The sequence below is a fragment of the Amycolatopsis sp. NBC_00438 genome, assembly GCF_036026695.1.
Classification (GTDB): Bacteria; Actinomycetota; Actinomycetes; order Mycobacteriales; family Pseudonocardiaceae; genus Amycolatopsis.
Genome location: NZ_CP107923.1, coordinates 9,354,755 through 9,381,352 on the forward strand (window position 1 = coordinate 9,354,755; position 26,598 = coordinate 9,381,352).

Here is a 26,598-nt window from a genome sequence, read left to right on the forward strand (position 1 = left end):
GGGCACCCCCAGCGCCCGCACCGCCGGTGCGTCAGACGTTGCGGATGTTCGTCTCCAGCTCCAACGGCTCCCGGTCCCAGTCCTCGACGCCGAAGGCGAGGATCCGGGCCGGGTGGATGCGGATCACCGCGTCGTCGAAGTGGTTGTCCGGCAGGGCGACGCCGACCAGCGCCTCGGCGCGGCCGCGGATCTCCAGGCAGCGGACGCGCCACGGGTTCGTCGACGGGAGGTCGTCGACGACGAACGCGACCTGGTCGTTCGTCGCGATGTTGCGGAACTTCTTGCTGGAGCGCAGGTTGTGCCCGGTGACGTCGATCGTCCGCTCGTCCGGGTTGTAGCGGAAGCCGACCGGGTTGACCTGGAGCTTGCCGTCGGGCTGGGCCGTCGCCAGGCGGCCGAGGGGCTGGCCGGCGAGGTACGCGAGCTCTGCTTCGGTGAACATGACCTCCAGCCTCCAACTTCAAGCTCGCTTGAAGTCAAGAGAAGACGCCGTCGGCGAACACGAGTTTCGTGAACCGCTCGCCGATCCGGCGGTGCGCCGCCGGGTCCGGGTGCAGGTTGTCCGGCAGCGGGAACTCCGCGAAGTCCGCTTCGCCGTACAACTCGCGGCCGTCGAGGTAGTACAGCCGGGCATCCTGGCGAGCCGCCACGATCCGCGCCAGCTCGCCACGGATGACCTGCAGCGTCAGCTTGCCCGCGGCCGTCTCGGCGGGGTCGCCGGTGGCGCGGAACCGCACCTCGCCGGCGGCCAGCGCCTCGTGGTCGAAGTCCCCGGGCCCCGGCGTCTCTTCGTGGATCGGGCAGAGGATCGGCGAGACGACCAGCAGCGGCGTGTCCGGGTGGCCGTCGCGGATCGTGTCGAGGAACCCGTGCACGGCCGGGCCGAACGCGCGCAGGCGCATCAGGTCGGCGTTGACGACGTTGATGCCGAGCTTGACGCTGATCAGGTCGGCCGGGGTGTCGCGCATGGCGCGGGCGGTGAACGGGTCGAGCAGCGCGTTGCCGCTGAACCCGAGGTTCACCAAGTCCACTCCTGCGGCGGTGGCGGCGAGCGCGGGCCACGTTCCGGACGGGGTCGCGGCGTTCGAGCCGTGGCTGATCGAGCTGCCGTGGTGCAGCCAGACCCGGCCCGGGGCCGGCGCGGCCTCGACCGGCGCGTCGGTGCGCAGGGCCACCAGCTCGGTGATTTCGTTGTGCGGCAACCAGATTTCGACGTCCTTGAGGCCGGCGCCGAGTCCGGTGAACCGGACACGGCCGGTCGGGCCGTCGGCCCGCGAACCGGCGCCGGTGGCCAGGTCGACGGTCAGCGTGCTGCCGCCCTCGACCACGCCGGATCGCTCGAGGCGGCCGTCGACGAGCAGGTCGTAAACGCCGTCCGGCCGCGGCGGCGCACCGGGGTACACCACCTTGGTGGGCCGGGTTTCCAGCTCGACGACGTCGGCCCGGGTCCGGAACCGCAGCCGCACGCCCGCGGGCTGCGCTTCGGCCATGGCGAGACGCGGGTCGGTGTTCTGCGTCCGGGCCCGTGCGGGCAGCCGGTGCGGGACCAGGCCGAGCTCGGTGGGCTCGAGTTCGAGGGCGCCGCGGACCAGCGAGGCGGTGACGGGGGTGGTGATCATGACTGGGGCCAATCGCGGAGAAGGGTGTCGAGGACGGCCAGGATCCGGGTCCAGGACTCCTGGGAGGCGGGGGAGCTGTGGTCGAAGCCGCCCTGGGACTCCAGGTCGACGTACCCGTGGAAGACGCTGCCCAGCAACCGGACGGCGTGCGTCTCGTCCGGCCCGGTGAGGTCGTAACCCCGCAGGATCGCGCGCATCATCTGCGAGTGCCGGACCCCGGCGCTCGCGGCGGCGGTCTCCGGATCGAGCCGGAACTGCGCGGCGGCGTACCGCCCGGGGTGCTCCCGGGCGTAGTCGCGGTAGACGTCGGCGAAGGCCACGAGCGCGTCGCGCCCCGCCCGCCCGGCCAGCGCGGCGGCGGCCCGGTCGGCGAGCTCCTCCAGCGCGAGCAGGGCGATCTTCGTCCGCAGGTCGTGCGCGTTCTTGACGTGCGAATAGAGGCTCGCGACCTTGACGTCGAACCGCCGCGCCAGCTCCGACGGCGTCACCTGCTCGAAGCCGGCCTCGTCGGCCAGCTCCGCCCCCGCGCGCACGACGCGTTCCGTGGTCAACCCAGCACGAACCATGACTACACTCCCTTTTGCCTAAAGTGAGTGTAGATCAGCCTAAAGGGTTTAGGCAAACAGGGCGTCGCCCCAGGAGCCGGTCGACGAAACGCCCGGTGGGACGGCGAAGTGCGCCGAACCCGTGTGCTGGACGTACTCCATCATCGCGTCCTTCGAGGACAGCGCCTGCTGCATCGGGACGTACTGCTTGCGCGTGTCCCGGTTGAACGCCAGGAAGAACAGCCCGGCCTCGAGGTGCCCGACGCCGTCGGAGCCGTCGACGAAGTTGTAACCACGGCGCAGGATCCGCGTCCCGTTCAACGCCTGGTGCGACGCCAGCCGGACGTGGGCGTCCTCCGCGATCAGCTTCTCGCCGCCCGCGCCGCCGACTTCCAGATCGATCTCGTCGAACTCGTTCTGCTGCCCCAAAGCCGCTCCGACGCCCTTCGTGCGGCCGATGATCTGCTGCTGGCCGTCGAGGGTTTCGCGGTCCCACGTCTCGATGTGCATCCGGATCCGGCGCGCCACCAGGTAACTGCCGCCCGCCATCCACGCCTGCCCGTCGGCCGCCGTGGCCCACACCTGGTCGCGCAGGTAGTCGGTGTCCTCGGACTTGATGTTGTTCGTGCCGTCCTTGAAGCCGAACAGGTTCCGCGGGGTCTGCTGCGCCCGCGACGTCGACGAGCTGCGGCCGAAGCCGAGCTGCGACCAGCGGACCTCGGTGACGCCGAAGCCGAGCCGCACCAGGTTGCGCACCGCGTGCACGGCGACCTGCGGGTCGTCCGCGCACGCCTGGATGCACAGGTCGCCGCCGCTGCGGGCGGGGTCGAGCTTGTCCTTCGGGAACAGCGGCAGGTCGATCAGCTGCGGCGGCCGCTTGGCCGCGAGGCCGAAGCGGCCGTCGAACAGCGACGGCCCGAAGCCGATGGTCAGCGTCAGGTGCGACGCCGGCAGGTCGAGCGCCTCGCCGGTGTCGCCCGGCGGGGCGAACTCGCCGCCGCCGATCGCGCCGTTCGCGACGACCTCCTGGCCCGCCGTCATCCGGCGGGCCGCGTCGGTCCACGTCTTGAGCAGCCGCCGCAGCTTCTCGTGGTCCGTCGTCGTGACGTCCAAGGCGGCGAAGTGCAGGTTCGCCTGGGCCGGCGTGACGATGCCGGCCTGGTGCTCGCCGTGGAAGTCGACGGTGGTCACCGCCGCCTCGGCGTTGCCGCTGGTCGCTTTGTCGATCCCGATGCCCGCCGCGGCTCCGGCCCCGGCGAGCGCGACACCCGCTCCCGCCAGGCCGAAGAGCTTCCGGCGGGAGACGCGGGTTGAGTCTTCGGTCCCGCCTTTCAACGTCACCGTGACACAACCTCCGCAACCTTGCTCAGCGGCTCGCTCAGCGCGTCGACGGCGCTGGCGAAGGCCTTGATCTCGTCCTGGGACAGCTGGTTGTAGAACTTGTAGCCGTCCCCGGCGCGGGTCTTGTCCAGCAGGCCCTGCACGTTCGCGAACTCCTTGTCCAAAGTGGACACGAGGGCCGCGTCACGCTCCTGCAGCAGCGGCCGCAGCGAGGCGATCGCGCCCTTCGAACCGTCCACGTTGGCCTGGAAGTCCCACAGGTCGGTGTGCGAGAAGGTCTCCTCCTCGCCGGTGATCTTGCCGGTGGCGACCTCGTCGAGCAGGCCCTTCGCGCCGTTCGCCAGGTCGAGCGCGGTCAGCTCGAGGGTCTTCGACTTCGCGACGAGGTCCTTGACGTCGGTGAGCAGCTTGTCCGCGATCTGCGGGCTGTCCGGCTTGAGGCCGGTCACGTAGAGGTCCTTCTCCAGCCGGTGGAACCCGGTGAACTGCTGGTTCGGCTCGAGGTCGGCCTCGCGCACGTCGATGGCCGGGTCCAGGTCGCCGAACTTCTCGGCCACCGGCTCGATGCGCTCGTAGTAGACGCGGGTGGTCGCGTACGCGGCCTTCGCCTCGTCGACCTTGCCGGCCTTGACGAGGTCGACGAACTTGCCCGTCTGCTCCTCCAGCGCGGCGGTGTTGTTCGCGACGTAGTCGGCGTAGCTCTTGGTGGCCGCGGCCTTCCGCGCGTTGGCGTCGGCCTGCTTCGGCGCGCCGCCGGTGATGGTGAAGTCGCCGCGGATGCCGTTGCCGGCCATGCCCGGCTTGCACGCGGTCTGGTACTTGCCCGCGTCGGACGCCTCGACGATCAGCCGCCGGTTGAGGCCCGGCGCGATGTTCTCGACCTCGCCGATGATCCGGTCGCCCTCGGCGTACAGGTAGAACTCGGTGACCTTGGCGCCCTTGTTGGTGATCTCGAAGGTCACGTTGCCCGCGGCGGCGGTGTTGGCCGAGACGGTGCACGCGGTGTCCGAGGCCTCGACCTTGATCGGGCCGCCCGCCGCACCGGTCGAGGACTCGGTGCCGGTGGTGCCCTGGCCGTCGCACGCGGCCAGCGTCACCAGCGCGGCGGCGCCGGCCACCAGGGCCAGCGGGGTTCTGTGGGTCTTGCGCACGGTCACTCCTTCGGGGCGGCCGCGGCGGCGGGCACCGGCGCGGTCTTCTTGCTGGGCTTGAGGAAAAGGGGCAGCACGATGACGACGTAGGCGACCCACGCGATGGCCTGCAGCACGGTCGTCTGCTGGGAGTAGTTGAAGATGCCCTTCAGGAGCGCGCCGTACCAGGACGTCTCCGGCAGCGCGTCCGACGCGTCGAACGCCAGGGTGTTGATGCCCGGCAGGAACGCGGCCTCCTGGAGGTCGTGCAGGCCGTAACCGAGCACGCCGGCGGCGACGAAGACCAGCAGCACACCGGTGATCGTGAAGAACTTCGCCAGGTTGAACCGGACTGCGCCCTTGTAGAGCAGGAACGCCAGGATCACCGCGGCCACGATGCCGATGGCGAACCCGATCAGCGGCTGGACGGTGTCCGACTGCGCGGTCTGGACGGCGGAGTAGAAGAACACCGCGGTCTCCAGGCCCTCCCGGCCGACCGCGAGGAACGACAGCAGCAGCACGGCCATCGGGCCGACGTCCAGCGCGTCGTCCATCTTCCCGCGCAGCTCGGCGGCGATGCTCTTGGACGCCTTGCGCATCCAGAAGATCATCGCCGTGACGAACACGACGGCGACGATCGACAGGCTCCCGCCGAGCAGCTCCTGGTGCTCGAACGACAGCTGGGCGGTCGTGTAGGTCAGGACCGCGCCGACGGCGATCGACAGCAGCACCGCGGCGCCGACGCCGGGCCACACCCAGCGCAGCGCGTGGCGCCGCTCGGTCTTGACCAGGAAGGCCACGAGGATGCTCACGACGAGCGCAGCCTCCAGGCCTTCGCGTAGCCCGATCAGCGCGCTCGAGAACAACACCGGTCCGCCTCCTGTTTCGTCCGCCCCCGTGAAGTTTTTAGGTAAGGCTCACCTGTAAGTCCAGCGCGCGCACGTCCGGGAGCGACGGAAGAACCGGGCAAAAGGGACCGACGGCCGAAGTTAGGTTAGGGTAACCGCAGGTCAGCGTGCTGCGCGTCGACTCGATAACAAAATCTGTGACGTCGCTGGCAGCGGACCTGTTTTTACCCTGCGTTTGCCTGGTCAGGCGATCGTGGTCCCTCTTGAGTGGCTCCGTAACCTGATCGGGTGGCCGATACCGCTCAGCCGACCGTCACACGTCCGGACCCGCCGCCCTCGGGTGGTCCCCCGCGGCGCTATCTCGGCCGGGCGGCGTTCGCGGTGGCTCTCGTGCTCACCGGAGTGGTCCTCGTCCTCACCATCGGTGTCCGGAACCCGGACGCGCCGGCGGCACCCCCGCCGCCCCAGCCGGCGCTGGCCATCCCGGAACAACGCCCGCAGCCCGGCGCGGAGTCACCGCGGGCCGGGCTCGCCGCGCCGGTCGACCGGCCCGCGGTGTCCGACCAGGCCGAGCTCGACGCGTGGGCGACCCGCGTCGCGGACAAGACGCACATCCCGGCACGCGTGGTTTCGGCGTACGGCCGGGCGGAAATGTGGATGCAGCGCCAGAAACCGACGTGTCACCTGTCGTGGGCGACGCTCGCGGGCATCGGCCGGGTCGAGGCCGAGCGCGGGAAGTTCGACCTCTCGGCGATCCGGCCGGACGGCCGCGTCGTCATGCCGGTGGTCGGCCCGCCGCTGGACGGCTCACCCGGCGTCCCGGCGGTGCACGACACCGACGGCGGCAAGCTCGACGGCGACAAGTCGTGGGACCACCTGATCGGCCCACTGCAGTTCCCGCCGTCGACGTGGAAGAAGTACCAGGAGCGGGCCAACGGCGACGGCGGCACGCCGGACCCCCAGAACGTCGACGACGCGGCCTTCACGGCGGCGCGCTACCTGTGCTCGGGCGGCGACGACCTGGGCACCCCGGCCGGCTGGTGGCGGGCGGTGCTGTTCTACAACTCGGCCGTCACGTACGGCCAGGACGTCTTCAGCGCGGCGGACGCCTACGCGGAGGCGAGCGTCGCGCCGTGAGGCCTACAGCTCCCGGTCGGCGAACAACGGCGTGACCGCCATCAGCACCAGCAGCAGCAGTCCGGCGTACGCACCCAAAGTGGCGAAGATCGACATTTCCGGTTCCTCCCTGTTCGGTCTGGAACCAGCTTCTCCCGCGGAGGGGTGCGAGCGGATCGGCCGAGGGGCCCGGAGAGATCGGCCGAAAGTACGGTCCTCCGGCCCTGGTCCCTGGTCCCGCAGCACCTAGTCCCGCAGCGCGATGTGCGCCTTGACCTCGCTGATCGCTTCGAGGTACTCCGGCACCGGGTTCATCGCCGAAGCCATCTTCAGCTGCGCCAGCGCCTCGACGAACCGGCCCAGGCGCTGCAGGGTGCGGCCGAGGAGGAAACGGGCGTAGTGGTCCGTCGGATCCAGCTCCAGCACCCGGGTCAGCGCCTGTTCGGCGCGCCGCAGCTGGGCGGAGTGGAAGTAGGCGCGCCCGGCGAGCAGGTGCACCGACGGCTTGTCCGTCTCGGATTCCAGGAGCGGTTGCAACGCCTTCAGCGCGTCGAGCGGGCGACGGCGGCCGACGAGCTCTTCGGCCTGGCGGAAGGCATGGAACCGCGACTCTTCGGGAGGCTGCGAAGCAGCTGCGGCGTCCGTCATGGTCACTCCGACTTTACCTCGGGAGAGGGGCTAACACACGCCCGTGAACGGGACGTGATGGACTGTGCCGCCATGAGCAGCGGGTACCGGGGCTTGGCGCCCTACCTCTACTACGCCGACGCCACCGCGGCGCTGGCCTGGCTGACCAGGGTCTTCGGGTTCACCGAGGAGGTCCGCTTCTGCGACGCGGCGGGCGAGGTCTTCCAGGCGACGCTCCGCGCGGGCGAAGCGCGGATCCAGCTCGCGGGCGTCGGCCCGGACTACTGGCAGGCCAAGGGCGCCGACGGCCCGGTCGGCCAGCTCAACATCCTGTACGTCGACGACGTCGACGCCTGGTACGAGCGGATCGAGGCGGCGCTCGGCGACGAGGGCGAGCTCGATCCGCCGCAGGACCAGCCCTACGGCGCGCGGGTGTTCACCGTCGGCGATCTCGGCGGCAACAGCTGGACGTTCTGGCAGCAGACGTCCGACGTCGTGGAGCTGCCGCCGGGCTGGCAGGCCGTCCGCGCGGACAGCTGAAGACGCTGGCGGACCGGCCGCTACCGGCCGTGCCTCCAACGGGTGAACTGCGGTGACGGCTAGGCTGGGCGCGAAACCGCAGGCACGACGCACCGAGGAGCATGGCGTGGCTCTCATCGAGCAGGTAGGCGCGCGCGAGATTCTGGACTCGCGCGGCAACCCGACCGTCGAGGTGGAGGTCGCCCTCGACGACGGCACCCTGGCGCGGGCCGCCGTCCCGTCGGGCGCGTCCACCGGCGAACACGAAGCGGTCGAGCTCCGCGACGGCGACACCGGCCGCTACAACGGCAAGGGCGTCGAGCGCGCGGTCGCCGCGGTGCTCGACGAGATCGGCCCGGAGATGGTCGGCATCGAAGCCGTCGACCAGCGGATCGTCGACCAGAAGCTGGTCGACCTCGACGGCACGCCGGCGAAGTCCCGCCTCGGCGCGAACGCCATCCTCGGCGTCTCGCTGGCCGTCGCGAAGGCCGCCGCCGAATCGGCCGACCTGGAGCTGTTCCGCTACCTGGGCGGGCCGAACGCGCACGTGCTGCCGGTCCCGATGCTGAACATCCTCAACGGCGGTTCGCACGCGGACAGCAACGTCGACGTCCAGGAGTTCATGATCGCGCCGATCGGCGCGGAGACCTTCCGCGAGGCCCTGCGCTGGGGCGCCGAGGTCTACCACTCGCTGAAGTCGGTGCTGAAGGGCCGCGGCCTGTCGACCGGTCTGGGCGACGAAGGCGGCTTCGCGCCGAACCTGGCGAACAACCGCGAGGCGCTCGACCTGATCCTGCAGGCCATCGAGAAGGCCGGGTACACGCCGGGCCGTGACGTCGCGCTCGCGCTCGACGTCGCCGCGACGGAGTTCTTCGCCGACGGCGCGTACACCTTCGAAGGCAGCAAGAAGAGCGCGGAGCAGATGTCGGCGTACTACGCCGAGCTGATCCGCGACTACCCGATGGTTTCCATCGAGGACCCGCTGAGCGAGGACGACTGGGACGGCTGGGTCACCCTGACCGCCGAGGTCGGCGAGAAGGTCCAGATCGTCGGCGACGACCTGTTCGTCACCAACCCGGACCGGCTCGAGGAAGGCATCACCCGCCGCGCCGCCAACGCGCTGCTGGTGAAGGTCAACCAGATCGGCACCCTGTCCGAGACGCTCGACGCGATCTCGCTGGCCACGTCGTTCGGCTACAAGTCGATGATGAGCCACCGCTCCGGCGAGACCGAGGACACCTTCATCGCGGACCTGGCGGTCGCCACCGGCGTCGGCCAGATCAAGACCGGTGCCCCGGCCCGCGGCGAGCGGATCGCCAAGTACAACCAGCTGCTGCGCATCGAGGAGACCCTCGGTGACGCCGCCCGGTACGCCGGCGAGCTGGCCTTCCCGCGGTTCAGCGCCGAGGGCTGAGCCTGTTATGGCGGACCGGGGGAGGGCACCACGCAGCCGGGGCGGCAACCGCGCCGCCGGCGGCGGTGCCACGCGGGTGGGCGGGTCCTCGCGGGCCCGCCGTCCCGAGGCGGCGCGGGCGCGCCGCACCGGCGACGCGGAGACGACCAGGGCCCGGCTGCGCCGGGGCTTGGCGCAGAAGCGCGCGTCGGGTGCGGCGAAGGTGCTCGGCATGTCCACCACCCGCCGCGCGGCGGTGGTGGCGATCGTGGTGTGCGCGCTGGCGTTCACCATCGCCGTGCCCCTGCGCACGTACCTCTCCCAGCGGACCGAAATCCGCCAGCAACAAGCGCAGCAGGCGTTGCTGCAGCAGACGGTCGCTCAGCTCCAGGGCCGCAAGGCGGAGCTGAGCGACCCGGCGCAGATCGAGGCGGAGGCCCGGCGCCGGCTGCGGTACGTCAAGCCGGGCGAGACGCCCTACATCGTCCAGCTGCCCGAGGACAAGGCCCAGGACACGGTCCCGCAGCCGGGCCAGCAGCAGATCCCGGACGGCTCCTGGTACGACAACCTCTGGAACCAGGTCTCCGGCGGCTGACGCCGACCCCGTCACTTTCGTAGGGAAAGATACGTCCAGGGCCCCTTCCGGCGTCACTTTCCCAGGGAAAGATGCGTCTTCGCATGGCTCACGTGGGGGCGGTCGGCGTGGTGCACCCCACGCATTAACCTTGAGCGCGTGAACAGCACGCAGCAGCACCGGTTCGAGCCCGTCACCGACGCCGACCGCGAGATCATCGCGGAGCAGCTCGGACGGCCGCCGCGGGCGCTGCGGGCCGTCGCCGCGCGGTGCCCGAGCGGCCACCCGTCCGTCGTGCAGACCAGCCCGCGGCTGGAGAACGGCACGCCGTTCCCGACCCTCTACTACTTGACCTGCCCGAAGCTGAATTCGATGATCGGCACGATCGAGGCGTCCGGGATCATGAAGGAGATGACCGAGCGGCTCACCACCGATCCCGAGCTCGCCGCGCAGTACCAGCGCACCCACGAGACCTACCTCGCCGAGCGCGACGCGATCGAGCCCCTCGGCCACCAGGTCACCGCCGGCGGTATGCCGGGCCGCGTCAAGTGCCTGCACGTGCACGTCGCCCACTCCCTCGCGGCCGGCCCCGGCGTCAATCCTTTCGGTGACGAGACCCTCGCGCTCCTTAAGGCGAACGGGTGGCCCACGGGAGAGTGTGCCGAGTAACGAACGCGGGCCGTGAGGAGATAACTGGTCTGGGTGAGCGAAAACCCCGGTCCGGGAAGATCCAGACTCCCGAAGGGGTGAAACCGCGCCCCGGGTACGGCAGGCTGTCACCCGAGGGTGGGTTGACCGGTCCGGCCAGGAGGGTTTCGAACGATGCGCGTGCGGCGACTGCCTGACGCAGTCGGGAGCTACACCCGAAGATTCGGGATCCGCCACCGCAGCGCGTACCCGCTGATCACCGGTGTCCTCGCGGTGATCCCGGCCCTGGTGGCCGGCGCGGTCACGCTCGGCTGGCTCGGCGGCAGCGGAGACCACACCCGCGACGCCGCACTCGCCCAGGGCTACGACCCCGGCCGCGCCGCCATCCAGCAGATCGCCGTCGACGGCACCCTCCCCGGCGCCCCCATCCCGCTGCCGCTGCCGGCCTACGAACTCCCCGACGGCCCGCTCGGCATCCCGGCCACCGCGCTCGCCGCGTACCACAACGCCGCCGACATCCTCGGCAGCGAGCAGCCCGCGTGCCACATCGACTGGGCCCTGATCGCCAGCATCGGCCGCATCGAGTCCAACCACGCCCGCGGCGGGTACGTCGACGCCGCCGGCACCACGCGCGAGCCGATCCTCGGCCCGGAGCTCAACGGCCAGGGCGGGTTCGCCGCGATCCCGGACACCGACCAGGGCCTGCTCGACACGGACCCGGTGTGGGACCGCGCGGTCGGCCCGACCCAGTTCATCCCGGGCACGTGGCGCGGTTACGCCTCCGACGGCAACGGCGACGGCAAGTCCGACCCGAACAACATCTTCGACGCCGCCCTGGCCACCGGCCGCTACCTCTGCTCGGGCGGCTTCGACGTGGCGAACCCGGACCAGCTGCGCGGCGCGATCTACCGCTACAACAACTCCGACACGTACGTGAACACGGTGGTCCTCTGGGCCGACGCGTACCGCAACGGCATCATGCAGATCCCGGACAGCACGATCCCGGTCGGCGCGCCCAACGCGGCACTCGGGCCCCCGCCGCCGTCGATCCCGCCCCCGCCGGTCCCGACGACGACGCCGAGCGCCCCGCCGACGTCGACCCCGCCGGGCGGCACGTCGACCGCGCCGACGACGTCGAAGCCGTGCGCCCCACCGACGACCACGCCGACCACGACGACGGAGATCAGCGTCACCACGGTCCCGTCCCCGACGACGACTCCGCCGGACACCAGCACCACGCCCGGCGGTCCGACCACGACACCGACCCCGAGCTGCGGCGCGATCGTCACCTCGGTCTCGACGTCGGTCACCACGACCACGACGACGCTGCCGACCTCCACCAGCTGAGGCAAAGGCGTCACTTTCCCTAGGAAAGATGCGTAAACGGCCCCGCGAGTGGCACTTTCACGACGAAAGTGGCGGGTTGGCTAGGGTGGATCCCATGCCTCGTGTTGCCGCGATCGACTGTGGGACCAACTCCATCCGCCTGCTCGTCGCCGAGCTGACCCCGCGCCACGACGGCACGGTGGACCTGCGCGACCTGCACCGCGAGATGCGCATCGTCCGGCTCGGCCAGGGTGTCGACGCCACCGGTGAGCTCGCCCCCGAAGCGCTCGAACGCACCCGCGTCGCGCTCGCCGACTACACGATCGCCGCCCGCCGCAAGGGCGCCGAGAAGGTGCGCATGGTCGCCACTTCCGCGACCCGCGACGCGAAGAACCGCGACGACTTCTTCCGCATGACGCGCGAGACCCTCGGCGTCGAGGCCGAGGTGATCTCCGGTGACGAGGAAGCCCGGCTCAGCTTCACCGGCGCCGTCGGGGAGCAGGACCCGGACGACGGCCCGTTCGTCGTGGTCGACGTCGGCGGCGGCTCGACCGAGCTCGTCCTCGGCACCTGGGACGGCCGCAAGGCCGAGGTGCTCGCCGCGAAGTCCGTCGACATCGGGTGCGTCCGGATCACCGAGCGCGCCCTCAAGAGCGACCCGCCCACCGCCGAGGAGATCGCCGTCGCGCGCGACCTCGCCGGGAAGGTGCTGAGCGAGGCGTTCGACGTCGTGGACGTCTCGCGCGCGAAGACCTGGGTCGGCGTCGCCGGCACGGTGACGACGCTCTCGGCCATCGCCCTCGGCCTCACCGAGTACGACAGCGAGCGCGTCCACCTGTCCAAGCTGGGCGCCGCGGATATCGACCGGCTCGCTGCGGGCCTGCTGCACGCCGACCACGCCACCCGCGCGGCGAACCCGGTGATCCACCCCGGCCGGGTCGACGTGATCGGCGGCGGCGCCGTGGTGGTCCAGATCCTCGCCGAGCAGCTCGCGGCCCGCGGCGGCCCGACCGAGCTGATCGTCAGCGAGCACGACATCCTCGACGGCATCGCCCTTTCGCTCGTCTAGACCAGTTACACCCAGTCACCTCGAGGTGACGCGGTCGCGGCGGTGGTCCAGGCCATCGCCGCGCGTTGGTGCGCCCGAAAGGGCTTGTGCCACAAGGGATTTCGCGACCAACCCTCGGTGAGCGCGCGATGACAAGGCGTCCGCGCTAGGCCGTCCGGAGTATCCGATTACCTACGTTGGTTGTGCTCCAACCAGGTGGTCCTGACGGTCGTCACACATTTGCAACACCGCACTCCTGTGATCACCTTCGCCGCCCCCGATAGCGTGCGTCCCATCTTTCGGACAGCCGGATTGTGGAGGGGATCATGCGTCGTTCGCGCAGGCTCTGGGGAAGTTCCGCGGTGGTGACCACGCTGGCACTGGTGCTCGCCGCCTGTGGGGGCGGCAGCTCAGGCGACTCCACGGGCTCGGGCGGGACGGACCCGGACGGCACGGTCAGCGTCTACGGCACGGAACCGCAGAACGCGCTGGTCCCGACCAACATCAACGACCTCGGCGGGACCAAGGCCATCCAGGTCATGTTCGCCACGCTGGTCGGCTTCAAGGGAGCGGACGCACAGCCGTTCAACCTGATGGCCGACTCGATCACGACGACCGACTCCAAGGTCTACGACATCAAGATCAAGCAGGGCTGGAAGTTCCACGACGGCACCGAGGTGAAGGCGCACAACTTCATCGACGCCTGGAACTACGGCGCCTACGCCCCGAACGGGCAGCTCAACACGGACTTCTTCTCGAACATCCAGGGCTACAAGGACGTCCACCCCGAGGACAAGAACGCCAAGCCGGCCACGGACAAGATGTCCGGCCTGGTCCTCAAGGGCGACTACGAGTTCCAGGTGACGCTGGACGGGCCGTTCTCGGTGTTCTCGATCAAGGTCGGCTACCAGGCGTTCGCGCCGCTGCCCGACGTGTTCTTCAAGGACCCCAAGGGCTTCGAGCAGCACCCGGTCGGCAACGGCCCGATGAAGTTCGTCTCGCGGACGCCGAACCAGGACATCAAGCTCACCCGCTTCGACGACTACAAGGGTGACGACAAGGTCCACTTCAAGGACCTGAACATCAAGATCTACGCCAGCCAGGAGACGGCCTACCAGGACCTGCTGAGCGGCCGGCTCGACTTCATGGAGGCGCTGCCGCCGTCGGCCGTCGCGGGCGGCAAGTACAAGGCCGACCTGGGCGACCGCCTGGTCACCGGCCACCTGCTCGGGATCAGCACGATCGCCCTGCCGTACTACGTCCCGGGTTACGACAACCTGGAGCTGCGCAAGGCCGTCTCGATGGCGATCGACCGGGCCCAGATCACCAAGACCGTCATGAACGACACCTACGTGCCCGCGGACAGCTACATCGCCCAGGGCATCCCGGGCGCCCGCACCGGCGTCTGCCAGTTCTGCAAGTTCGACCCGGCCGCGGCGAAGGAAGCCTTCGCGAAGTCCGGCTTCAAGGGCAAGCTGACCATCGCCTCGAACGCGGACGGCGGCCGCAAGGAACCGCTGACCGCGGCGTGCAACAGCATCAAGAACACCCTCGGCGTCGAGTGCGACTTCGTGCCGGCCACCGACTTCGGTCAGTGGCGCAGCATCGTGACCGGCAAGAAGCTCACGGGCATGGGCCGGTCGGACTGGTCCGCGGACTACCCGTCCATCGAGGACTTCCTCAACCCGATCTACAAGACCGGCGGCTCCTCGAACGACTCGTCGTACTCGAACCCGCAGGTCGACTCGATCCTCGGCCAGGCCGACGCCACGGCCGACAAGGACGCCGCGGTCAAGCTGTACCAGCAGGCCGAGGACCTGATCGCCAAGGACCTGCCCTCGATCCCGGTGTGGGACGAGAAGGGTGTCGCGGCGAAGTCGAAGAACCTCAAGTCCGCGGGCCTGGACTTCCGGCGCATGCCGGACTACCCGTCCATCGAGGTCCTGAAGAAGTGACGCGCTGACCTGCCGTAACCACCACCACGCCGTCGTGAGTGTTCAGGGCGGTTCTAACCGCCCTGAACACTCACGACGGCCGGCGCGCACTAGGAATCCGTCATGATCCGCTATGTCCTGCGACGGCTGCTCCAGCTGATCCCGGTCTTCTTCGGCACCACGTTCCTGATCTACGTCCTGGTCTGGGCCGTGCCCGGCGACCCGTTCGCCGGCAAGTGCGGGCAGACCGCCTGCCCCCAGGCGTACATCACGCAGATGACCGAGAAGTTCCACCTGGCCGACAACATCTTCGTCCAGTACTTCAAGTACCTCGGGAGCCTGTTCACCGGCGACTGGGGCGAGACCTTCAACGGCACCTCGGTCGGCGAGCTGATCGCGACGTCCTACCCGATCACCCTGCGCCTGGCCGTGGTCGCGGTGATCATCGAAGCCGTCATCGGCCTCACCGCCGGCGTGCTGACCGGCCTGCGCGGCAAGGGTTTCCTCGACAACCTGGTGCTGGTCTCGACCACGTTCCTGATCTCGCTGCCGGTGTTCGTCACCGCGATCGTGCTGCAGCTGGCCCTGGGCACCAACGGCCTCGGCCTGATCGAGGCCAGCGTGTCCGACAACCCCAGCATCGGCGAGCTGATCGTGCCCGGCATCGCGCTCGGCAGCCTGTCCATGGCCTACGTCGCCCGGCTGTCGAGAACGAGCATCGCCGAAAACCGCCGCGCCGACTACGTCCGGACGGCGATCGCGAAGGGCCAGCCCACCAGCCGCGTCGTCGGCGTCCACCTGCTGCGCAACTCGGTGATCCCGGTGCTGACGTTCCTCGGCACCGACCTCGGCGCCCTGATGGGCGGCGCGATCGTCACCGAAGGCGTGTTCAACATCAACGGCCTGGGCGGGCTCATCTTCCGCGGCATCCAGAACCGGGAGAGCGCCACCGTCGTCGGCGTGGTCGTCCTGCTGGTGCTGGTGTACCTGCTGATGAGCCTGATCGTCGACCTGCTCTACGCCGTTCTCGACCCGAGGATCCGCTATGACTGACCCGAACCTGGTGGGCGGCGGCGGGGCCGACGCGGCCGAGCTGTCCCGCATCGACGACTCCGCGACCAGCCCGCAGAAACCCCGCAGCCTGGCGGCCGACGCCTGGCGTCAGCTGCGGCGCAAGCCGGCGGTCGTCGTCTCGGCGGTGATCATCCTGGTCATCGTGCTGATCGCGATCGCGCCCGGTCTGTTCAGCTCGCGCGACGCGGGTTTCAGCGACCTGACCCACGCCAACGAAGGACCGTCCGGGAGTGCCTGGTTCGGGTACGACAACCAGGGTGCCGACGTGTTCGCCCGGACGATCTACGGCACCCGCGCGTCGCTGCTGGTCGGCGTGTTCTCCACACTGCTGACCGTCCTGTTCGGCTCGCTCGTCGGCATCGTCGCCGGTTACTACGGCCGGTTCGTCGACAGCCTGCTGTCGCGCTTCGGCGACATCTTCGCCGGCCTGCCGTTCGTGCTCGGCGCGATCGTCATCCTGACGACGTTCAACGCGCCCGGCTCGAACCCGGGCGCGGTCACGATCATCGTCCAGGTCGTCTGCTCGATCGCCGTGCTGAGCTGGCCGGTCGCGATGCGCATCATGCGCTCGGCGACGCTGGTGGCCAAGCAGCTCGACTACGTCAAGGCCGCGCGCGGCCTCGGCGCGAGCACGCCGCGGATCATCTTCCGGCACCTGCTGCCGAACACGATCGCGCCGGTGCTGGTGTACGCCACCATCGCGCTCGGCGCGTTCATCGGCGCCGAGGCGACGTTGGCCTACCTCGGCATCGGCGTGCGCGCGCCGGTGATCTCGTGGGGCGTGATGATCAGCGACTCGCGGGACTACTTCCGCAGCGACCCGCACATGCTGCTGTTCCCCGGTGCCTTCGTCACCCTGACCGTGCTGGCCTTCGTGATGCTGGGTGACGGCATCCGCGACGCGCTCGATCCGAAGTCGAGGTAGATCCCCTTGTCCGACAACGAACTATTGCTCGAGGTAGAGGATCTGCACGTCGAGTTCCGCACCTCGGACGGCGTGGCGAACGTGCTCAACGGCGTCGGCTACTCCGTGCACGCCGGGGAGACCCTGGCGGTGCTCGGCGAGTCCGGCTCCGGCAAGAGCGTCACCGCGCAGACCGTGATGGGCATCCTCGATGTGCCACCCGGCGTGATCACCGGCGGCGCCGTGCGCTGGCGCGGCGAGGACCTGCTGACGGCGTCCGAGGACCGCCGCCGGGAGGTGCGCGGCAGCGAGATCGCGATGATCTTCCAGGACGCGCTCTCCGCGCTGAACCCGGTGTTCACCGTGGGGTTCCAGATCGAGGAGCAGCTGCGCGTGCGGCTCGGGATGTCCAAGAAGGACGCCCGCAGACGCGCGATCGAGCTGCTGGACATCGTCCGCATCCCGGCCGCCGACCGGCGGATCAAGGACTACCCGCACCAGTTCTCCGGCGGGATGCGCCAGCGCGCGATGATCGCGATGTCGCTGGCCCTGGACCCGGACCTGCTCATCGCCGACGAGCCGACCACCGCCCTCGACGTCACCGTGCAGGCCCAGATCATGGACCTGCTCGGGGAGATCCAGGCCGAACGCAAGATGGGGCTGGTGCTCATCACGCACGACCTGGGCGTGGTCGCCGAGGTCGCCGACCGGATCGCGGTGATGTACGCGGGCCGGATCGTCGAACAGGCCGACGTCGTCGAGCTGTTCCGCGCGCCGGCCCACCCCTACACCGCCGCGCTGATGGACTCCCTGCCCCGGCTCGACCTCAAGGGACAGACGCTGGAGACCATCAAGGGCCTGCCGCCGAGCCTGCTCGACGTCCCGCCCGGCTGCCCGTTCCACCCGCGCTGCAAGCGGGCCGAGGACCGCTGTTCCTCGGAAGTCCCGGCGCCCCGCGGGATCGGCTTCGGCCGGACCAGCGCGTGCCACTTCGCCGAAGATGTGGTGGTGAACTCCCGTGGCAGTGTCTGATGCCGCTTCCGCTGAGAAGAGCACGTCGGCGGAACCCATTCTTTCCGTCAACGACCTCAAGAAGTACTTCCCGGTCCGCACCGGCGTCCTGTTCAAGCGGACGGTCGGCCAGGTCAAGGCGGTCGACGGCGTCTCGTTCGACCTGCTGCCCGGCGAGACGCTCGGCGTCGTCGGCGAGTCCGGCTGCGGCAAGTCCACCCTGGCCCAGGTGCTGATGCGCCTGGAAGAGCCGACCGGCGGCACCGCGAAGTTCGAGGGCCGCGACATCTTTTCGATGCGCGGCAACGAACTGCGCAAGCTGCGCCGCGAGATCCAGATCGTGCTGCAGGACCCGTACACGTCGCTGAACCCGCGGATGACCGTCGGCGACATCGTCGGCGAGCCGTTCGAGATCCACGCCGACGTCGCGCCGAAGGGCTCGCGGGCGAAGAAGGTGCAGGAGCTGCTGGAGGTGGTCGGGCTCAACCCCGAGCACCTCAACCGCTACCCGCACCAGTTCTCCGGCGGGCAGCGCCAGCGCATCGGCATCGCGCGGGCGCTGGCCCTGCGGCCCAAGGTGATCATCTGCGACGAGCCGGTGTCCGCATTGGACGTCTCGATCCAGGCGCAGGTGATGAACCTGCTCGGCGACCTGCAGGACGAGTTCGGCCTGTCGTACGTCTTCATCGCGCACGACCTTTCGGTGGTGCGGCACCTGTCCAACCGGGTCGCCGTCATGTACCTCGGCAAGATCGTCGAAATCGGCACGGACGAGGAGATCTACGAGCGACCGTCCCACCCGTACACGCAGGCGCTGCTGTCCGCCGTGCCGGTGGCGGACCCGGCCCTGCGCGGGCAGCGGCAGATCATCCGGCTCGAGGGCGACGTCCCGAGCCCGCTGGACCCCCCGTCCGGCTGCCGGTTCCGCACGCGGTGCTGGAAAGCGCAGGACCGCTGCGCTTCGGAGGTACCGGAACTCGTGCCGCGGACCGACGGGCACTTGTCAGCATGTCACTTCGCGGAGCAGAAGTCGGTTGTTCCATAACGTACGTTTGGCCGTTGTAACCACAATGTCCGAACTATACGGTCCGAGGGGTGCGGAGCAGTAACCGCTTTCCGAGGAGGAGAAACGTGAAGAGACCCAGGCTTCTCGCCGCGGTGCTGGTCGTCCCGTTGTTCGGGGCGATCAGCGCGGTGGCGGTCCCGGTCGCGTCGGCGCAGCCCGCGCTGGCCGGCCCGGCGACCGAGTTCACCGTGCTCGCCAAGGACGTCCAGAGCGTCGGGAGCGCGCAGAAGGCGATCCGCGACGCGGGTGGCACGGTGCTGGAGACCAACAGCGCGGTCGGCCTGATCAAGGCCAGCGCTCCGGCGTCCGGCTTCACCGAGCGCGTCTCGGCGAACCGGGCCGTGTTCGGCGCAGCGAAGGCCCAGGTCATCGGCTCGGTGCCGAAGGACGGCAAGAAGGCCAAGAACAACAACGTCGAGAAGGAAGGCCGCGGCGCCGCTTCGAAAAAGAACGCAGCCGCCACCAAGGCCGTCGGGATGGACCCGCTGGACGACCAGCTCTGGGGCCTCAAGTCCGTCCGCTCGGACCTCTCCCGCACCAAGCAGCCGGGCAGCAAGCAGGTCAAGGTCGGCATCATCGACACCGGCGTCGACGGCACGCACCCGGACATCGCGCCGAACTTCGACGAGGCCGACTCGCGCAACTTCGTCAAGGACATCCCGTTCGACGTCAACGGCGTCGAGGTCGACGGCCCGTGCGAGTTCCGCGGCTGCGTCGACCCGGTGAACCACGACGACGGTGCGCACGGCACGCACGTCGCCGGCACGATCGCCGCCGCGGCCAACGGCTTCGGCGTCTCGGGGGTCGCGCCGAACGTGTCGCTGGTGAACATCCGCGCCGGCCAGGACTCGGGGTACTTCTTCCTGCAGCCGACCGTCGACGCGCTGACCTACGCCGGCGACGCCGGCATCGACGTGGTCAACATGAGCTTCTACACCGACCCGTGGCTGTACAACTGCACGGCGAACCCGGCCGACTCGGCCGCGGAGCAGGCCGAGCAGCGCACGATCATCGAGGCGACGCAGCGCGCGTTGAACTACGCGCACCGCAAGGGTGTCACGATGGTGGTCGCGCTGGGCAACCAGCACACCGACCTCGGCGCGCCGCAGCCGGACACGACGAGCCCGGACTACCCGGCGAACACCACGCACCCGCGTGCCGTCGACAACGCGAGCTGCCTGAGCCTGCCGGTCGAGGGCAACCACACGATCGGCGTCAGCGCGTTCGGGCCGTCGCAGGCGAAGGCGGACTACTCGAACTACGGCACCGAGCAGATCTCGGTTTCCGCGCCGGGCGGCTACTTCCGCGACGGTTTCGGCACGCCGTGGTTCCGCACGGTCGAGAACGAGATCCTCTCGACGTACCCGAAGAACGCCGGGGTGGCCGACGGCAACATCGACGCGGCGGGCAACGTGACGCCGGCCGGTGTCGCGCTGGGCGTCCAGAAGGCCACGGCCGCGGACGGCCGGGTCGGCTACTACCAGTGGCTGCAGGGCACCTCGATGGCCACGCCGCACGCAACCGGCGTCGCGGCGCTGATCATCTCGCAGTACGGCAAGAAGTCCGGCGCCGGTTTCGGCTTGGACCCGGACAAGGTCCAGCGCGTCCTCGAGGGCACGGCGTCCCAGATCGCCTGCCCGGTCCCGCGCACGGTCGACTACCTGGACGAAGGCCGCGACGCGACGTTCACCGCGACGTGTGCGGGTGACCCGTCGTTCAACGGCTTCTACGGCCACGGCGCCGTCGACGCCTATGGCGCGGTGACGCGCGGGTCGCAGTACCTGAAGTAGCTCTGCCGGCAACGGCCCGCTTCCCTTCGGGGAGGCGGGCCGTTTTCGCGTCAACCTTTCCCCGGTGACGGCCAGGGAGCAGGCGATGGCCGGCGCCGGCATCGCCGGTTCGCGGGTGTTCGGCCCGGGGAGGACCGAGAGCGTCTTCTACTTCGCGATGCAGCGGTCGACGGGGGACACCGTCCGCCGCGGCGAACGGGACCTCCGCGAGTCGGTTCCGCCGGTGACTCCGGCGGAACCCTGGCGGAAGGTCCCCGCCGGTCGCCGAGGAGGTGACGTGAAGCCTGACGTGAAGGAAGTTGCGAAAGACCGCGCAGGGAAGGCAACCTCTCCGGAGCGGTCCGCGTTTCACCAGTGGACCAGGGGGCGAGGGGGACTTCGGGGTGGATGTGCGTGAGCCGGCCTTGCCGGTGGATCCGAGACTGCCGGGTGAGCCGACGCTGCTCGAGGTGGGCCGCACGCGGGTGTGGCTTGGCCGGCGCGGGGCGGTGGTGTGGCTGCCGACCCGGCTGCTCGCCCTGCGCGTCGGCGGGCGGTCCCTCACCGGCCGGGGGATTCCCACCTTCGTGGTCGTCATGGTGGTTCTGTGGTGGTCCACCAAGGGCATCTTCCACGCGACGGACCTGCCGGGTTCGGTGGCGGCCGAGGCCGCGCTCATCGCCTTGTTCTTCGTGCTGCGCTGGCGCAGTGTGCAGAACCGGGAACAGCTCGCCGAGCGGCTGGCCGGCACCGGCGCGCCGCTCCCGTTCCGGGTGGCGGCGAAGCGGGTGGGCTGGTGGTACCTCGTCTCGACGGCCGTCACGTTCCTCGGCGGGGCGGCGCTGTGCGCGGCGACCTTCCTGACCGAGCCGCAGTTCACCTGGAAGCGCTGGTATCCGCCGTTCGTGGAGGTCGGGCTGCACACGTTCGCGCTGGCCCTGGGGGCCGGCGCGACCGCGCTGGTGCTCGGCCGGGTGCTCCGCGCGCCGGTGATCGCGGAGGACGAGACCTCCCAGCGGGTCGACGACCTGCTGCGGGCCGAAGATCCTTACCGGTTCGCCCCGCGTGCCGTGTACGCCGTCTTGGCGGTGCCGGTCTTCGTGGTCGACTGGGCCACGCCCGGCTGGCTGGGCTGGCTCGCTTCGGCGTACCTGGTGGTCGCGATCGGCCTGCAGCTGACCGGCTGGCTGATCACCCGCCGTCGATACCGGCACCTGCCGCCCGGTTACTACGGCAGGTAAACCTTTCCGGCCGCTCGTGCGTGTTCTCCGCGAAGTGAGGGGGTTCCGTGAGCGAACGAGTGCCGAGCCGCGGCGAGGTGGCGCAGGCCGCGGTCTGGCTGGGGAAGCACGGCGTCCGGGTGGAGACCCCGACCCGGCTGCTGGCGACGCGGCTGGGCGTGCGCGCCGGCGCGCGGCCGCGAGCGTTCCTGATCCGGGTGGCCCTTTTCCTCCTGGCCGGGATCGCCGGGGCGGTCGGCTACCAGTGCCTGCAGTACCTGCCCGGCGTGCGCGGGGTCGAGATGACCGAGAGCAAGGTCGTGTACTTCCTGCTCTGCGCGTTCCAGTGGGCGACCTGGTCCGCCATCCGGCACCGGCACCGCCGAGCCGCGGCGGCCCTGGGCGCGCGGGCGCTCGACCGTCCCCGGCCGCCGTGGCGTTCGCTGGTGAACCGCTGGTACCTCGCGTCGGTCGTGGTGACCTTCGGGGGCGGCGCCGCGCTCGGGGCGACGATGTACTTCGCCACCGAGTACCGGACGTACGCCTGGAGCTGGCTCGGCGTGCTCGGGCTCGGCGCGGTCGTCTTCGCGGCGATCTTCGCGGGTGTGGTCTGCCGCCCGGTGATCGCGCAGGACCGGCCGTCGCTGGCGGTCGACACCGTGCTGCGGGTCGACGACCTCACCCTCGCACTGCCTTCGATGTACTCCTTCCCGGTGCTGGTGGACCTGGTCACCACCCACCGGCAGCCGCCCGGGTTCGCGCCGTGGCTCGCCGGTTACGTGGTGCTCGCGATCGCGCTGCAAGTCGTCGGCGTGCTGGTGTCCCGCAGGCGGCGGCCGGCCCTCCCGGCCGGTGACTACGGCGTCCCCCTGCCCGCTCAGGCCGGTGCCCGGTGATCGTGTTGACGGCCCGGGAAAAGGCCGCGACCGGTGGCTCGAGCGGCGCGGGATCCGGGTGGCCGAGCCGACGACGCGGCTGTCGGAGCGGCTGCGCGTCCGCCGCGGGAGGCGTTCACCGTCGTCTTCGCCCCGGTCGTGGTGACGACGTTCGGCGGACGCCGGCTACGGGGAGGTCTGATGAGCAAGGAACACGAGATGGTGCTGAGCTGGCTGGCGAAGCGCGGCCGGCCGGTCGCGGCGCCGACGCCGTACATCGGCGCCCTGGTGGCCACCCGCAACGTCACACCCGGCCGTAGCCTGCCGTGGCTGCTGCTCTTCGGCGTCGCCGGTCTCGCCGGCGCGATCGGCTACCAGCGCCTCTTCGGCGTGACCGCGGCCGCTCCGGTGTACTTCTTCTGCTTCGTCGTCCAGCTGACGATGTGGCAGGCCGTCCGGAGCCGGCAGCGGCAGCTCGCCGGCGAAACGCGTCCCTGGCCCGGCGCGACGCGCGATCGCAGTGTGCTCGGCGGCTGGTTCACGGTGGCACTGGCCTTCGCGTACGCCGGCGGCGCGGCACTGGCCGTCTCGCTGTTCTCCACGGCTTCGGCCTACGCGGTGAGCTGGCTGGGGCTGCTGGTCCTGAGTGCTCTCTGCGGCGGTGTGGTGCTGGCCGGTTTCCTGCGGGCGCCGGTGCTCGCCGAAGGCCCGGAGTCGCTGGCGGTGTACCGCGGGCTGCTGGCGGAGCACATGCACGCGGCGTCGCCGGCGCTGGTGGCGTTCCCGCCGCTACTGGACGCCCTGGGCCACCGGCTGCCGCCGGGGTACGGGCCGGTGCTCATCGTGTACTTCGCGCTGGTGTCGGTCGCCGAGCTGCTCGCGTACCTCCGGAACCGCCGGCCGCTCCCGCCGGGCCGCTACGGGGACCCGCGGCCCGCGCGGAGCGCCGTCGACTGGACACCACCGGAGCCCCGGTGAAGGACCCGAGGGCGCGGTGGGTCCTCGGGTCCCCGGTGCTGAGCCAGGTCGCGGGGCCGGAACGAAGCAGCCCACGACGACCTGGCCCGCCCCTCAGCGGTTCGACGCCTTCTTGACGAACTTCCCGAGGTCCTTCGACTGCTGCACCCGGGTCGGCTCGTGGACGTACATCATGTGCCCCGCCGGGTAGTACGCCGTGTCGATGTTGTCGCGCAGCTCCTCCGGGATCTGCAGGTGCGCCAGGACGTGCTCGGCCGCGAAGTACGCCGTCGCGCCGTCGTAGTGGCCGAACGCCACGTGGACCTTCAGGTGCGGGTTCGCGCGCATCGCCGCGCTCACCGAGTCGACCACCGAGATCGAGCGGCCCTCGAACTCCTTGTACGACCACGCCTTGAAGGTGTCCTCGTGGATGATCTCGTACGGCAGGTCGTTCTCGTAGCCGAGCTCGGCCCGCACGTAGTGGTTGAACGCCGCCGAGTACGCGCCGATCACCCGGGAGATCGACGGGTCGTCGCTCATGTGCTCGCGGCCGCCGTCGGGCTCCCACGTCGTGAACCGGCCGTCCATCCGGCCGACCGTGAGGCCGCGGTCGCGCAGCAGCTCGGTGAAGAACCGGACGTGCTCGATCCGCAGGTTCACCCGGTCCACATAGGACTCGGTGAGCCCGGTCAGCGACGCCAGCGTGGCCACCGCGTCGGCCCGGTCCTGTGTGGACAGCCGGGCGCCGCGCGCCAGCGCCCACGGCAGGTCCTTCGCCGCGAAGTCCTCGGCGTCGGCGAGGACGTCGTCGAGCGGGCGCTCGCCGTGCAGGCCGTGGTAGTGCGCGATCGCCGCGTACGTCGGCACGTACAGCGAGTACGGCAGGTCGTTGCCCTCGCTGAACTGCAGCGTGCCGAGGTCGAGCACCGACGAGATGAGCAGCAGCCCGTTCAGGTACAGCCCGTGGCGGTCCTGCAGGTGCGCGGCCAGCCCGGCGGCGCGCAGCGTGCCGTACGACTCGCCGGCCAGGAACTTCGGCGACAGCCAGCGCTCGTGGCGCGACACCCACAGCCGGATGACCTCGCCGACCGACTCGATGTCGCCCTTGAACCCGTGGAAGTCCTTCGTCTCGCCGCCCTCGGCCGCGCGCGAGTAACCCGTCGACACCGGGTCGATGAACACCAGGTCGCTGTGCACCAGCAGCGTCTCGGGGTTGTCGGCCAGCCCGTACGGCGGCGGTTCCGGGTCGTCGACGTCGCCCGAGAGCACGCGCCGCGGCCCGAGCAGCCCCATGTGCAGCCAGATGCTCGACGAGCCGGGGCCGCCGTTGAAGGCGAACGTCACCGGCCGCGAGCCGGGCTCGGCGTCGTCGAGGGTGTAGGAGGTGATGAAGACCTCGGCCTTCGCCTTGAGCCCCTCGGACTTGCCGTCCTTCACGACCTCCTTGCGCAGGACGATCCGCCCGGCCTTCGCCGTGTAGGACAGCGTCTTCCGCTTCACGGTGAGCGTGTGCTGGGTCGTGACGATGTCGTCGGCCGGTTCGGCCGGGAGCTCCTTGACTTCGGGAGTCGTCTTCTCGGGAGCCTCTTCGGGGGTCGTGTCCGCCATGGACCCCAACTTAGCCGGATCACTGTGGCAGGGTGACTTGGTGCACACCGGGGACTGGCCGACGACGATCGCCGAGGCGCTCGCCGTGCAGGAACGGCTGCGCGGCGAGGTCGACCTCACCGACAACGGCCCGGAGCTGCCGCCGACGGTGACCGGCCTGGACGTCGCCTACGACGACGCCGGCGGGATCGCCGCCGCGGTCGTCACGCTCGAAACCGCCGGACTGACCGTGGTGGAGGAGCGGACGGTCCGCGCCAAGGCCGTCTTCCCGTACGAGCCGGGCCTGTTCGCCTTCCGCGAGCTGCCGCCGCTGCTGGCCGCGCTCGAGCAGCTCGACCACGAGCCCGACGTCCTGGTCTGCGACGGCCACGGCCTCGCCCACCCCCGCCGGTTCGGCCTCGCCTGCCACCTGGGCGTGCTGACCGGGCGGCCCGCGTTCGGCGTCGGCAAGACCCGGTTCGTCGGCTCGCACGACGAACCGGCGCCGGCCCGCGGCTCGTCGGTGCCGCTGGTCGACGCGGGGGAGGTGGTCGGCGCGGTGCTGCGTACCCAGGACGGCGTCAAGCCGGTGTACGTCTCGGCCGGGCACCGCATCGACCTGGCCCACGCGTGCCGGCTGACGCTCGCGCTCACCCCGCGCTACCGGCTGCCCGAGACGACCCGGCAGGCCGACCGGCTGTCCCGGGTGGCGCTGCGATGAGGACGCTCGCCCAGCTCGACGCCGCCGTCTCCGCGTGCCGGGCCTGCCCGCGGCTGGTCGAGTGGCGCGAAGGCGTCGCGGGCGCGAAGGCGGCGTTCCGCGGTGAGGAGTACTGGGCGCGGCCGGTGCCCGGCTTCGGGCCGGCGGACGCCACGCTCGCCGTGGTCGGGCTGGCGCCGTCGGCGCACGGCGCGAACCGCACCGGCCGGATGTTCACCGGCGACCCGTCGGGCGACTTCCTCTTCCGGGTGCTGCACGAGGTGGGCCTCGCGTCGCAGCCGACGTCGACCGCGATCGGCGACGGCCTCGAGCTGTACGGCACCCGGCTCGTCTCGCCGGTGCGCTGCGCCCCGCCGGAGAACAAACCGACGCCGGCCGAGCGCGACACGTGCCGGGCGTGGCTCGCGGAGGAGCTGACGCTGTTACGTCCGACACTGCGCTCGATCGTCGTGCTCGGCGCGTTCGGCTGGCAGGCGTTGCTGCCGGTGCTCGCCGCCGCCGGCTGGCCGGTGCCGTCACCGCGGCCCGCGTTCGGACACGGCACGGTTCTGAAGCTCGGCGACCTGCGAATTTTCGGCTGTTATCACGTCTCGCCGCGCAATGTCCAGACCGGGCTCCTGACCCACACGATGGTGGCGGACGTCTTCCGCGCCGCGACCTCCGTGACGGCCTCGGACTGAATCGTTACGGAAGGTGCAGCGACGCTGGTCACAGCCGGATGGGGTCCCCGCGCAAGGTCCGTGTGA

Annotated in this window: 26 protein-coding genes; 18 read left to right on the forward strand and 8 right to left on the reverse strand. The window is 70.5% G+C overall.

Annotation, left to right across the window (positions count from 1 at the left end):
• Positions 1 to 31: 31 nt before the first annotated feature.
• The 6 genes from OG494_RS43140 to efeU are packed head-to-tail and all read right to left on the reverse strand — an operon-like array spanning position 32 to position 5,504.
• Positions 32 to 442: a PPOX class F420-dependent oxidoreductase gene (locus OG494_RS43140; RefSeq protein WP_328448791.1), complete on the reverse strand. Its 411-nt coding sequence runs from the start codon at positions 440 to 442 to the stop codon at positions 32 to 34.
• A gap of 34 nt (positions 443 to 476) precedes the next feature.
• Entirely contained in the window at positions 477 to 1,619 is a 1,143-nt protein-coding gene (locus OG494_RS43145) for an SGNH/GDSL hydrolase family protein (RefSeq protein ID WP_328448793.1), read from the reverse strand.
• Positions 1,616 to 2,185, reverse strand: coding sequence for a TetR/AcrR family transcriptional regulator (locus OG494_RS43150; RefSeq protein WP_328448795.1), 570 nt, complete (start codon positions 2,183 to 2,185; stop codon positions 1,616 to 1,618). The genes OG494_RS43145 and OG494_RS43150 overlap by 4 nt, the downstream gene beginning before the upstream one ends.
• Before the next feature lie 48 nt (positions 2,186 to 2,233).
• The gene (gene efeB / locus OG494_RS43155; protein ID WP_328448797.1) at positions 2,234 to 3,505 is read right to left on the reverse strand and encodes an iron uptake transporter deferrochelatase/peroxidase subunit; all 1,272 of its coding nucleotides are present in this window, start codon (positions 3,503 to 3,505) and stop codon (positions 2,234 to 2,236) included.
• Positions 3,502 to 4,662: an iron uptake system protein EfeO gene (gene efeO / locus OG494_RS43160; RefSeq protein WP_328448799.1), complete on the reverse strand. Its 1,161-nt coding sequence runs from the start codon at positions 4,660 to 4,662 to the stop codon at positions 3,502 to 3,504. The genes efeB and efeO overlap by 4 nt, the downstream gene beginning before the upstream one ends.
• Positions 4,659 to 5,504 carry an iron uptake transporter permease EfeU gene (gene efeU, locus OG494_RS43165; protein ID WP_328448801.1) on the reverse strand — a complete coding sequence of 282 codons (846 nt, stop codon included), beginning with the start codon at positions 5,502 to 5,504 and terminating at the stop codon, positions 4,659 to 4,661. The genes efeO and efeU overlap by 4 nt, the downstream gene beginning before the upstream one ends.
• Before the next feature lie 369 nt (positions 5,505 to 5,873).
• Between efeU and OG494_RS43170 the strand changes: the two genes are divergently transcribed.
• The gene (locus tag OG494_RS43170) at positions 5,874 to 6,620 is read left to right on the forward strand and encodes a murein transglycosylase (RefSeq protein ID WP_328459200.1); all 747 of its coding nucleotides are present in this window, start codon (positions 5,874 to 5,876) and stop codon (positions 6,618 to 6,620) included.
• Positions 6,621 to 6,845: 225 nt separating this feature from the next.
• Here OG494_RS43170 and OG494_RS43175 read toward each other — a convergent pair whose 3' ends face one another.
• Positions 6,846 to 7,247, reverse strand: a complete 402-nt coding sequence (locus OG494_RS43175; protein ID WP_328448803.1) for a tetratricopeptide repeat protein — start codon at positions 7,245 to 7,247, stop codon at positions 6,846 to 6,848.
• Positions 7,248 to 7,319: 72 nt separating this feature from the next.
• Here OG494_RS43175 and OG494_RS43180 point away from each other — a divergent pair, with 72 nt between their 5' ends.
• The 15 genes from OG494_RS43180 (at position 7,320) to OG494_RS43250 (ending at position 23,565) form a co-directional block, all read left to right on the forward strand.
• On the forward strand, positions 7,320 to 7,766 hold the full coding sequence (locus OG494_RS43180; protein WP_328448805.1) for a VOC family protein: 447 nt from the start codon (positions 7,320 to 7,322) through the stop codon (positions 7,764 to 7,766).
• Between the two features lie 106 nt (positions 7,767 to 7,872).
• On the forward strand, positions 7,873 to 9,159 hold the full coding sequence (eno, locus tag OG494_RS43185; protein WP_328448807.1) for a phosphopyruvate hydratase: 1,287 nt from the start codon (positions 7,873 to 7,875) through the stop codon (positions 9,157 to 9,159).
• A 211-nt stretch (positions 9,160 to 9,370) separates the two neighbouring features.
• On the forward strand, positions 9,371 to 9,733 hold the full coding sequence (locus OG494_RS43190) for an FtsB family cell division protein (protein ID WP_328459201.1): 363 nt from the start codon (positions 9,371 to 9,373) through the stop codon (positions 9,731 to 9,733).
• 138 nt (positions 9,734 to 9,871) lie between these two features.
• On the forward strand, positions 9,872 to 10,381 hold the full coding sequence (locus OG494_RS43195; protein ID WP_328448809.1) for a DUF501 domain-containing protein: 510 nt from the start codon (positions 9,872 to 9,874) through the stop codon (positions 10,379 to 10,381).
• A gap of 153 nt (positions 10,382 to 10,534) precedes the next feature.
• Entirely contained in the window at positions 10,535 to 11,707 is a 1,173-nt protein-coding gene (locus OG494_RS43200; RefSeq protein WP_328448811.1) for a lytic transglycosylase domain-containing protein, read from the forward strand.
• Positions 11,708 to 11,801: 94 nt separating this feature from the next.
• Positions 11,802 to 12,755 (forward strand): Ppx/GppA phosphatase family protein, encoded by a 954-nt coding sequence (locus tag OG494_RS43205; RefSeq protein WP_328448813.1) that lies wholly within the window; start codon positions 11,802 to 11,804, stop codon positions 12,753 to 12,755.
• A 305-nt stretch (positions 12,756 to 13,060) separates the two neighbouring features.
• The gene (locus OG494_RS43210; protein WP_328448815.1) at positions 13,061 to 14,689 is read left to right on the forward strand and encodes a peptide ABC transporter substrate-binding protein; all 1,629 of its coding nucleotides are present in this window, start codon (positions 13,061 to 13,063) and stop codon (positions 14,687 to 14,689) included.
• Between the two features lie 102 nt (positions 14,690 to 14,791).
• Positions 14,792 to 15,721, forward strand: a complete 930-nt coding sequence (locus tag OG494_RS43215) for an ABC transporter permease (protein WP_328448816.1) — start codon at positions 14,792 to 14,794, stop codon at positions 15,719 to 15,721.
• A complete protein-coding gene (locus OG494_RS43220) occupies positions 15,714 to 16,667 on the forward strand; it encodes an ABC transporter permease (RefSeq protein WP_328448818.1) in 954 nt (317 codons plus the stop codon). The genes OG494_RS43215 and OG494_RS43220 overlap by 8 nt, the downstream gene beginning before the upstream one ends.
• A 6-nt stretch (positions 16,668 to 16,673) precedes the next feature.
• Positions 16,674 to 17,678 carry an ABC transporter ATP-binding protein gene (locus tag OG494_RS43225; protein ID WP_328448820.1) on the forward strand — a complete coding sequence of 335 codons (1,005 nt, stop codon included), beginning with the start codon at positions 16,674 to 16,676 and terminating at the stop codon, positions 17,676 to 17,678.
• Positions 17,665 to 18,702 (forward strand): ABC transporter ATP-binding protein, encoded by a 1,038-nt coding sequence (locus tag OG494_RS43230; protein ID WP_328448822.1) that lies wholly within the window; start codon positions 17,665 to 17,667, stop codon positions 18,700 to 18,702. The genes OG494_RS43225 and OG494_RS43230 overlap by 14 nt, the downstream gene beginning before the upstream one ends.
• Positions 18,703 to 18,788: 86 nt before the next feature.
• Positions 18,789 to 20,513 carry a S8 family serine peptidase gene (locus tag OG494_RS43235; RefSeq protein ID WP_328448824.1) on the forward strand — a complete coding sequence of 575 codons (1,725 nt, stop codon included), beginning with the start codon at positions 18,789 to 18,791 and terminating at the stop codon, positions 20,511 to 20,513.
• Positions 20,514 to 20,896: 383 nt separating this feature from the next.
• Positions 20,897 to 21,733, forward strand: a complete 837-nt coding sequence (locus OG494_RS43240) for a hypothetical protein (RefSeq protein WP_328448826.1) — start codon at positions 20,897 to 20,899, stop codon at positions 21,731 to 21,733.
• Positions 21,734 to 21,780: 47 nt separating this feature from the next.
• Positions 21,781 to 22,608, forward strand: coding sequence for a hypothetical protein (locus OG494_RS43245; protein ID WP_328448828.1), 828 nt, complete (start codon positions 21,781 to 21,783; stop codon positions 22,606 to 22,608).
• A 180-nt stretch (positions 22,609 to 22,788) separates the two neighbouring features.
• Positions 22,789 to 23,565 (forward strand): hypothetical protein, encoded by a 777-nt coding sequence (locus OG494_RS43250; protein ID WP_328448830.1) that lies wholly within the window; start codon positions 22,789 to 22,791, stop codon positions 23,563 to 23,565.
• A 93-nt stretch (positions 23,566 to 23,658) separates the two neighbouring features.
• On the opposite strand, the gene OG494_RS43255 is transcribed toward OG494_RS43250, so the two are convergent.
• Positions 23,659 to 25,152 carry a S10 family peptidase gene (locus OG494_RS43255; protein ID WP_328448832.1) on the reverse strand — a complete coding sequence of 498 codons (1,494 nt, stop codon included), beginning with the start codon at positions 25,150 to 25,152 and terminating at the stop codon, positions 23,659 to 23,661.
• On the opposite strand from OG494_RS43255, the gene OG494_RS43260 reads away from it, so the two are divergent.
• Entirely contained in the window at positions 25,151 to 25,852 is a 702-nt protein-coding gene (locus OG494_RS43260; protein ID WP_442874352.1) for an endonuclease V, read from the forward strand. The genes OG494_RS43255 and OG494_RS43260 overlap by 2 nt on opposite strands.
• The gene (locus OG494_RS43265) at positions 25,849 to 26,532 is read left to right on the forward strand and encodes a uracil-DNA glycosylase (RefSeq protein ID WP_328448836.1); all 684 of its coding nucleotides are present in this window, start codon (positions 25,849 to 25,851) and stop codon (positions 26,530 to 26,532) included. Before OG494_RS43260 ends, OG494_RS43265 begins: the two co-directional genes overlap by 4 nt.
• The last annotated feature ends 66 nt before the right edge of the window (positions 26,533 to 26,598 follow it).

Excerpts from the sequence above, each read along its gene's own strand:
- OG494_RS43140 (WP_328448791.1), bottom strand. The coding sequence starts at position 442 with ATGTTCACCGAAGCAGAGCTCGCGTACCTCGCCGGCCAGCCCCTCGGC.
- OG494_RS43145 (WP_328448793.1), bottom strand. The coding sequence starts at position 1,619 with ATGATCACCACCCCCGTCACCGCCTCGCTGGTCCGCGGCGCCCTCGAA.
- OG494_RS43150 (WP_328448795.1), bottom strand. The coding sequence starts at position 2,185 with ATGGTTCGTGCTGGGTTGACCACGGAACGCGTCGTGCGCGCGGGGGCG.
- OG494_RS43175 (WP_328448803.1), bottom strand. The coding sequence starts at position 7,247 with ATGACGGACGCCGCAGCTGCTTCGCAGCCTCCCGAAGAGTCGCGGTTC.
- OG494_RS43180 (WP_328448805.1), top strand. The coding sequence starts at position 7,320 with ATGAGCAGCGGGTACCGGGGCTTGGCGCCCTACCTCTACTACGCCGAC.
- OG494_RS43190 (WP_328459201.1), top strand. The coding sequence starts at position 9,371 with ATGTCCACCACCCGCCGCGCGGCGGTGGTGGCGATCGTGGTGTGCGCG.
- OG494_RS43200 (WP_328448811.1), top strand. The coding sequence starts at position 10,535 with ATGCGCGTGCGGCGACTGCCTGACGCAGTCGGGAGCTACACCCGAAGA.
- OG494_RS43205 (WP_328448813.1), top strand. The coding sequence starts at position 11,802 with ATGCCTCGTGTTGCCGCGATCGACTGTGGGACCAACTCCATCCGCCTG.
- OG494_RS43210 (WP_328448815.1), top strand. The coding sequence starts at position 13,061 with ATGCGTCGTTCGCGCAGGCTCTGGGGAAGTTCCGCGGTGGTGACCACG.
- OG494_RS43215 (WP_328448816.1), top strand. The coding sequence starts at position 14,792 with ATGATCCGCTATGTCCTGCGACGGCTGCTCCAGCTGATCCCGGTCTTC.
- OG494_RS43220 (WP_328448818.1), top strand. The coding sequence starts at position 15,714 with ATGACTGACCCGAACCTGGTGGGCGGCGGCGGGGCCGACGCGGCCGAG.
- OG494_RS43250 (WP_328448830.1), top strand. The coding sequence starts at position 22,789 with ATGAGCAAGGAACACGAGATGGTGCTGAGCTGGCTGGCGAAGCGCGGC.
- OG494_RS43260 (WP_442874352.1), top strand. The coding sequence starts at position 25,151 with ATGGACCCCAACTTAGCCGGATCACTGTGGCAGGGTGACTTGGTGCAC.
- OG494_RS43255 (WP_328448832.1), bottom strand. The coding sequence starts at position 25,152 with ATGGCGGACACGACCCCCGAAGAGGCTCCCGAGAAGACGACTCCCGAA.
- OG494_RS43265 (WP_328448836.1), top strand. The coding sequence starts at position 25,849 with ATGAGGACGCTCGCCCAGCTCGACGCCGCCGTCTCCGCGTGCCGGGCC.